The sequence below is a fragment of the Streptomyces sp. NPDC030799 genome (assembly GCF_055572255.1).
In genome coordinates this window covers 202372-209465 of record NZ_JBVIDS010000019.1, presented here as the reverse complement: position 1 = coordinate 209465, position 7094 = coordinate 202372, and the positions used below count along the sequence as shown (strand labels likewise).

6 protein-coding genes are annotated in these 7094 nt (G+C 72.6%); 1 reads left to right on the top strand and 5 read right to left on the bottom strand.

Features of this window, described 5'->3' with window-relative positions; translation table 11 throughout:
• Positions 1-149: 149 nt before the first annotated feature.
• From ACZ41I_RS38075 to ACZ41I_RS38055, 5 genes are read right to left on the bottom strand one after another with little or no spacing between them, the layout of a single operon-like run.
• Positions 150-1460 carry a DUF58 domain-containing protein gene (locus ACZ41I_RS38075; RefSeq protein WP_468516299.1) on the bottom strand — a complete coding sequence of 437 codons (1311 nt, stop codon included), beginning with the start codon at positions 1458-1460 and terminating at the stop codon, positions 150-152.
• On the bottom strand, positions 1460-2449 hold the full coding sequence (locus tag ACZ41I_RS38070) for an AAA family ATPase (protein WP_363213829.1): 990 nt from the start codon (positions 2447-2449) through the stop codon (positions 1460-1462). The genes ACZ41I_RS38075 and ACZ41I_RS38070 overlap by 1 nt, the downstream gene beginning before the upstream one ends.
• Entirely contained in the window at positions 2449-3645 is a 1197-nt protein-coding gene (locus ACZ41I_RS38065) for a DUF4350 domain-containing protein (RefSeq protein WP_468516298.1), read from the bottom strand. Before ACZ41I_RS38065 ends, ACZ41I_RS38070 begins: the two co-directional genes overlap by 1 nt.
• The gene (locus tag ACZ41I_RS38060) at positions 3642-4421 is read right to left on the bottom strand and encodes a DUF4129 domain-containing protein (RefSeq protein WP_468516297.1); all 780 of its coding nucleotides are present in this window, start codon (positions 4419-4421) and stop codon (positions 3642-3644) included. The genes ACZ41I_RS38065 and ACZ41I_RS38060 overlap by 4 nt, the downstream gene beginning before the upstream one ends.
• A 4-nt stretch (positions 4422-4425) precedes the next feature.
• Positions 4426-5811 (bottom strand): glycerophosphoryl diester phosphodiesterase membrane domain-containing protein, encoded by a 1386-nt coding sequence (locus ACZ41I_RS38055; RefSeq protein WP_468516296.1) that lies wholly within the window; start codon positions 5809-5811, stop codon positions 4426-4428.
• Positions 5812-5951: 140 nt separating this feature from the next.
• On the opposite strand from ACZ41I_RS38055, the gene mtnA reads away from it, so the two are divergent.
• The gene (gene mtnA, locus ACZ41I_RS38050; RefSeq protein ID WP_468516295.1) at positions 5952-7094 is read left to right on the top strand and encodes an S-methyl-5-thioribose-1-phosphate isomerase; all 1143 of its coding nucleotides are present in this window, start codon (positions 5952-5954) and stop codon (positions 7092-7094) included.

Genomic DNA, 7094 nt, shown 5'->3' with positions numbered 1-7094 from the left:
TGGTACTGCAGGGGGGACCCTGTGGGAGAGTAGGACGCCGCCGAACAAATTTTGAGAAAACCCCCGCACCACACGGTGCGGGGGTTTTCTGCGTTCAGAACGCATACTGATGCATCCCCGAAGGGCGGCATAGCCGGAGCGATCAGTGATCAGAGCCGGCCCGCTGCCTTCAGAGACAGATACGCGTCCGCCAGAGCCGGTGCCAGCTCCTCCGGTGTCGCGTCCACGACCGTCACCCCGTGCCGTCGTAGCTGCTCCGCGGTGCGCTGACGTTCGCTCTGTGCCTGAGCCGCTGCCGCGGCCTCGTACACCGCCTCCGCGTTTCCTCGGGCCTCAGCCATGCGTGCGATGTACGGGTCGGCCACCGAGGCGACCAGGAGGGTGTGCCGCTGTGCGAGCTGCGGGAGTACGGGGAGCAGCCCCTGTTCCACCGGGGCCGCGTCGAGCGCCGTGAGCAGCACGATCAGGGAACGGCGAGGTGCCGTGCGCAGAGCCGCCGCGGTGAGCCCGCGGGCGTCGGTCTCGACGAGCTCCGGTTCCAGTGGCGCCATCGCGTTCACCAGGCCCGGCAGTACGTCTCCCGCTGAGCGGCCCTGGACCAGGGCCCGTACACGGCGGTCGTACGCCAGAAGAGCCACGCGGTCGCCGGCACGGGAGGCCAGTGCCGCGAGGAGGAGCGCGGCGTCCATGGAGGCGTCGAGGCGCGGGGCGTCGCCCACACGGCCGGCCGAGGTGCGGCCGGTGTCCAGGACGAGCAGGATGTGCCGGTCCCTTTCCGGGCGCCAGGTGCGGACGGCGACGGCGGACTGGCGGGCGGTGGCTCGCCAGTCGATCGAGCGGGTGTCGTCTCCGGGCACGTACTCGCGCAGGCTGTCGAACTCCGTTCCCTCACCGCGTGTCAGAACGCTGGTGCGGCCGTCGAGTTCACGCAATCGGGCGAGTTTCGACGGGAGGTGCTTTCGGCTGGTGAACGGGGGCAGAACTCGTACCGACCAGGGCAGTTTGTGGGCGCCTTGGCGGGAGAACAGACCGAGGGGGCCGTAGGAGCGGATCGTCACGCGGTCGGCCTGGCGGTCGCCGCGACGGGTCGGCCGCAGTCTGGTCGTCACGCGCCTGCGTTCGCCCGGCGGGACGGTCAGACGGTGGCGGGAGGCCTCGGTCTCGGTGCCGGGCTGCCAACTGCTGGGCGGCCAGGCGTCCCGCAACTGTGCCCGCATCAGGCGCCGGGAGGGGTTGGTGATCGTGAGCGTGACGTCGGCGGTCTCGCCGAGACGGGTGGAGGTGTCACCGGAACGGGACAGGACGAGCCGTCGTACGGGGGCGGCGAGTGCGTAGTCGCAGGCGCAGGCGAGGGCCAGTGGGCCGTTGACCGCGAGGATCCCCGTCCAGCCGGGTTCGAGGATGCCGACGGGGATGGAGCCGAGGGCCGCGAGGAGGGCGGCGCGTCCGGTGAGGGCCATCAGCGGGGGACCGGGACGTGGGCGAGGATGGCGTTGATGACGGAGTCTGCTGTCACGCCTTCCATCTCCGCCTCGGGGCGCAGCTGGACGCGGTGGCGCAGCGTGGGCAGGGCGAGGGCTTTGACGTCGTCGGGGATGACGTAGTCGCGGCCCGTCAGCCAGGCCCAGGCGCGCGAGGTGGCCAGGAGGGCGGTGGCACCGCGCGGCGAGACGCCGAGGGTGAGGGAGGGCGACTCGCGGGTGGCGCGGCAGATGTCCACGACGTAGGCGGTGATCTCTGGGGACACGGTCGTCTTGGCGACGGCGGCGCGGGCGGCTTCCAGCTCGGCGGGGCCGGCGACGGGGCGTACGCCGGCGGCGCGCAGGTCGCGTGGGTTGAAGCCGGAGGCGTGGCGGGTCAGGACGTCGATCTCGTCCTGCCGGGAGGGCAGAGGGACCGTCAGTTTGAGGAGGAACCGGTCCAGTTGGGCTTCGGGGAGGGGGTAGGTGCCCTCGTACTCGACCGGGTTCTGTGTCGCGGCGACCAGGAACGGTTCGGGGAGCGGGCGGGGGGTGCCGTCGACCGTGACCTGCCGTTCCTCCATGGCTTCGAGGAGGGAGGACTGGGTCTTGGGTGGAGTGCGGTTGATCTCGTCCGCGAGAAGGAGGTTGGTGAAGACCGGGCCTTCCTGGAAGGAGAACTCGGCGGTGCGGGTGTCGTAGACGAGGGAGCCGGTGACGTCGCTCGGCATCAGGTCCGGTGTGAACTGGACGCGTTTGGTGTCGAGTTCGAGGGCGGATGCGAGGGCGCGGACGAGCAACGTTTTGGCGACTCCGGGGACTCCTTCAAGGAGAACGTGTCCGCGGCAGAGGAGGGCGACGACGAGGCCGGTCACGGCGGGGTCCTGGCCGACCACGGCTTTGGCGATCTCGGCGCGCAGGGCTTCCAGGGATGCGCGGGCGGTGCCCGTGTCCCCGGTGTTCCCGGCGTTGTCAGTGGTCGGGTCCATCATGAACGGCGTACCTCTCTTTCGAGGGCGTCGAGTTGATCGGTCAGTGCGATGAGGGCCGCGTCGTCGCCGGGCGGCGGTCCGAAGAGGAGTGAGTGCAGGGCCTGTCCGTCGCCGGAGAGGTGGGCGGACAGAGCGGGGAGCAGGGCCTCGGGCGTGTGTGCCTGGGTGGCGGGGACGCCGACGAGGGGGGCGAGGCGGGTGCGGGTGCGGGAGCGAAGTGCGGCGGCGGCGCGGTCGCGGGCGTTGGCCTTGCGATAGAGGCGGGCGCGGCCTTCGGCGGTCTCGGAGGCGCGGATCGCGACGGGGAGTCGTTCGGGCACGAGGGGACCGAAACGGCGGGCCCGCCAGAAGGCGGCGAGGACCGCTGCGACGAACAGTTGCAGGGTGCCCCAGAGCCAGCCCGAGGGGAGCAGGTCGAGGAAGTCCTTCCGGTCGCCGGTGTCGGTGGCCGAGGCGTCGGAGAGCGAGGGGAGGTACCAGACCAGATGTGGGCGGGAGCCGAGGAGTTGGAGGGCGAGCGAGGCGTTGCCCTGCTTGTCGAGGCGGTCGTTGTAGAGGATGTCTGGCGCGCCGAGCACGACGGTGTCACCGCCCGCGGATGCCTCGGGGATGCGGAGCAGGGTGGCGAGGCGTGCGCTGAAGTAGCAGGAGTCGGCGTCGAGGTGGGTGGTGGTGTAGCGGATCCCGCCGGTGTCGGCGCTGCCCGCGCGCCGGGCTTCGGGCAGGGCGCAGTCGGGAGCGAGTGTCGTGCCGGTGCTGGTGGCGGGGTCCGCTGTCACTCCTGGAACCAGTCGCTGCACGGACGGGCTGCCGGCCGCGACGAGGACGGTGCGCCCGCCGGAGGCCGCGGTGGCCTTGTGCAGCTGGTCCTGCTGACGAGGGGCCAGCAGGTCGGGCACGGCGACCAGGAGGGTGGTGTCGGGGCCGGCGGCGGCGCGTGCCGCGCCGAGCGTGGTGACCACACGCGTGGAGACGCCTCGGTCGGAAAGGAGCCGGGCGACAGCGCGGCTGCCGTAGGGGTCGGCGGAGCGCGGGTCGAGTTCGCCGTGCCGGGCGGTGGAGCGTACGGCCGCCATGGCGACGGCCCCGGCCAGGATCAGCACGACGGCGAGGGCGATGCCTCGTGCACGCGTCCAGACCTGGCGGGCGGTGGGCGCGGTGGAGGTCGTCGGCAGCGTGGCCTCGGCGGTCACTCGGCGGCCCCCTGGTCGGTGCTGGGGGCCGTGCCGGCGGTGCTGTGGGCGAGGGCGGGCCTGGTGCGTTCCAGGTCGCGGTCGAGTTCGGCGATGCGGAGGTACGACTGCTCACCGGCCGTGCGTCCGCCGTATGTCACGTCGTCGAACTCGCGGGCAGCAGCGCGCAGCCGGTCCCTGTGCGCGGGCAGGGTACGGCCGGCTTCGTGGGCTGCTTCGTCGGCGGTGCGACCGGGACGGGCGTCGAGGAGTGTCCGCTCCTCCAGGGAGCGGACGATGGCCCGCATGCGTTCCTGCACGGCCTGGTTCCAGTGGCCCTGGGCGGCGTGCGCCTCGCTGGCCGCGCGGTGTTCGGCGGCGCTGCGGGGGCGGTCGTCGAACAGGACGGCGGCGGAGCCGGGTTGCCGGCGGGGGGTGCCGAGGCGCCACCACAGGGCGGCCAGGACGGCGACGACGAACAGGACGACGACGATCAGGCCGACCGTGCCGCCGGGTGTCGCGGAGGCGGCCGAGTTGAGCAGCCGGTCGAGCCAGTGCCAGAACGCGTTCAGTGCGCGCTGGAACAGTCCGGGGTCGTTCTCGTGGTACATCCGCTTGGACAGCTCGCGGCGGGCCGCATCCCGCGCGGGATCACGCGGGATGGTCACGGGCGGCTCGTCTCCCGAGCCGCCTGCTGCGCGGACGGTCGTGTCGGCAGCGCGCAGCAGGCCTCGTACGACCGTTTCAGCGGCGCCGGACGAGGCCGCCGCCGTGAGTACTCCCCCCGTGAGGCTCACCGCATCAGCTCCCCGGGACGGGACCGGGCGAGCCGGTGGCGGAGGCCTGGACGCCGGCGGCACGGGCCAGTTCGAGGTCGAGGGCCTCGCGGCGGATGCGCTGGTCGATGTAGAGGAGCACGGTGACGCCGGCACTGATCGGCAGGGTGAGTGCGCTGCCGATCAGGGTGCCGATTCCCTGGATGACCAGGGCCGTCCAGCCGGGGTGTCCGCCGCCGGTGCCGAGCAGGTTGTTGATGCCGTCGCCGCTCACGGCGGCTCCGACGACGGTGAAGGGGATGGCGATGAGCGCTTGCACGATCCGGACGATGAGTCCGGTGAGCAGCAGGATGCCGAATGTGCGCCACCAGGAGCCGCGTACCAGCTTCGCGGAGCGGCTCATGGCCTTCACGATGCTCTGCCGTTCCAGCATCAGGGCGGGAGTCGACAGACAGAATCGGATCACCAGCCACGTCGTGACGACGGTGGCTCCGAGGAGGCCCAGGAACAGCAGGCCCGCCCCTGCGACCACGTCGTCGCCGGCGAACATGACGAGGATGCCGGGCAGTGTCCCGGCGCACATGACTCCGACGACGATCAGTCCCAGCAGGAGGATCAGGCCGAACAGCCTCGGGAGTTGCGGGCGGGCGTCGCGCCAGGCCTCGCCGAGGGCGACCGGCCTGCCGAGGACGGCGCGGCTGGTGATGGTCGTGAGCAGGGCGGTCGCGATGATCACGGCGATCGTGGAGATCACAGCGACGATGCCGGTGCCGGCCATGACGTCGGGCAGGGCACGGAACACGTCGTCGGGGTTGGCGTCACGGCTGCCCAGTTGCACCTGGGCGAGGGCGTCGTTCAGGACGAAGCCCTGCATGAGGACGAGGGCGGTTGTCGTGACCAGAGCGACCCCGAGCGAGACGCCGAGCACCGTGCGCCAGTAGGTGCGCATGGTGGAGACGGCGCCGTCGAGGATCTCGCCGACGCCGAGCGGACGCAGCGGGATGACACCGGGCTTGGCAGCGGGCGGGGGGCCGCCCCAGCCGCCGCCCCAGGCTCCGTAGCCGCCGGGGGTGCCGTAACCGCCGTAGCCGGGCGGAGGGCCTGCGTAGCCGCCTCCGTGGCCGCCGGGCCCCGGGCCCATGGGCGGCCGGCCGCCCCAGCCCGGACCGGGCGGCGGGGGCGGAGGGGTCTGGTTCGGGCTGGGGGCACCGGTGGGCGCGGACCACTGGCCGGGGGGCGGCTGCTCCGTGGACCACTTCACGCCCGGGCTCTGCGCGTTCCCGTCCGCCTGCGGTGCGGGTGGGGTGTCGCCGGGGCGGTCTGCAGGCTCGGCGGGACGGGACGCGCCGGGTTCCCGTCCCTCGGACGACGGGGCGGATCCGGGCGAGGCCCAGCCCGGAGTGTCTGTCATCGAAGCTCCTTCTCGGTGCCCGTCCGCGGTCGCGGCGGCAGGTTGGCAGACATCGTGCCATGGGGTGGTCACCGGGGGATGGGCCGCGGTGGGCGCTGGATCCCTTCAATTGTCCGCCGGATCCGGGGCAGACTGACCGCATGGCTGATCAGCAGGCGCGAACCGACGGGGACAGGCGGCCGACCGAGATACCTGCGATCCGATGGGAGGAACCACCCGAAGGCCCTGTGCTGGTCCTTCTCGACCAGACGCGGCTGCCGGCCGAGGAGGTCGAGCTGGTGTGCACGGACGCGCCGGCGCTGGTGGAGGCGATCCGTTCGCTCTCCGTGCGCGGTGCGCCGCTGCTGGGGATCGCGGGCGCGTACGGTGTCGCGCTCGCCGCCGCGCGCGGCTTCGACGTGGCCGAGGCGGCAGGGGCGCTCGAGGGCGCCCGGCCCACCGCGGTGAACCTGTCCGTCGGCGTGCGCCGGGCCCGGGCCGCGCATCAGGCGGCGCTGGCCAGGACCGGGGATCCCACGGAGGCGGCCGCGGCGGCGCTGGCCGCGGCGCGGGCGCTGCACCGGGAGGACGCCGAGGCCAGCACCCGGATGGCGGCGCACGGTCTGGCGCTCCTGGACGAGTTGCTGCCCGGCGGCGGGCACCGGATCCTCACCCACTGCAACTCCGGTTCGCTGGTGTCGGGCGGCGAGGGCACGGCCTTCGCGGTGGCCCTGGCGGCGCATCGCGAGGGGCGGCTGCGGCGGCTGTGGGTGGACGAAACGCGTCCGTTGCTGCAAGGTGCTCGCCTGACGGCGTACGAAGCGGCCCGCAGCGGCATGGCGTACACCTTGCTCACCGACAACGCGGCGGGGTCCCTGTTCGCGGCGGGTGAGGTGGACGCGGTGCTGATAGGGGCGGACCGGATCGCGGCCGACGGTTCGGTGGCGAACAAGGTGGGGAGCTATCCGCTCGCTGTGCTGGCGAGGTACCACCATGTGCCGTTCATCGTGGTGGCGCCGGTGACGACGGTCGATCCGGACACCCCTGACGGGGCGTCCATCGAGGTCGAGCAGCGACCCGGCTTCGAAGTGACGGAGGTCACAGCACCCCAGGTGCCGGTGACAGGAGCAGGAGGCGGGATTCCGGTGGCACCCCTGGGGACCCAGGCGTACAACCCGGCGTTCGACGTGACGCCGCCCGAGCTGGTGACGGCCATCGTCACCGAGGAGGGAGCCGTTTCACCCGTGACGGCCGAGGCTCTTGCGGAGCTGTGTGCCAGGTCACGCCAGGTAACGATTAGCTAA

Coding starts and splice junctions, on each gene's coding strand:
- ACZ41I_RS38055 (WP_468516296.1), bottom strand. CDS start 5,811: ATGACAGACACTCCGGGCTGGGCCTCGCCCGGATCCGCCCCGTCGTCC.
- ACZ41I_RS38070 (WP_363213829.1), bottom strand. CDS start 2,449: ATGGACCCGACCACTGACAACGCCGGGAACACCGGGGACACGGGCACC.
- mtnA (WP_468516295.1), top strand. CDS start 5,952: ATGGCTGATCAGCAGGCGCGAACCGACGGGGACAGGCGGCCGACCGAG.
- ACZ41I_RS38075 (WP_468516299.1), bottom strand. CDS start 1,460: ATGGCCCTCACCGGACGCGCCGCCCTCCTCGCGGCCCTCGGCTCCATC.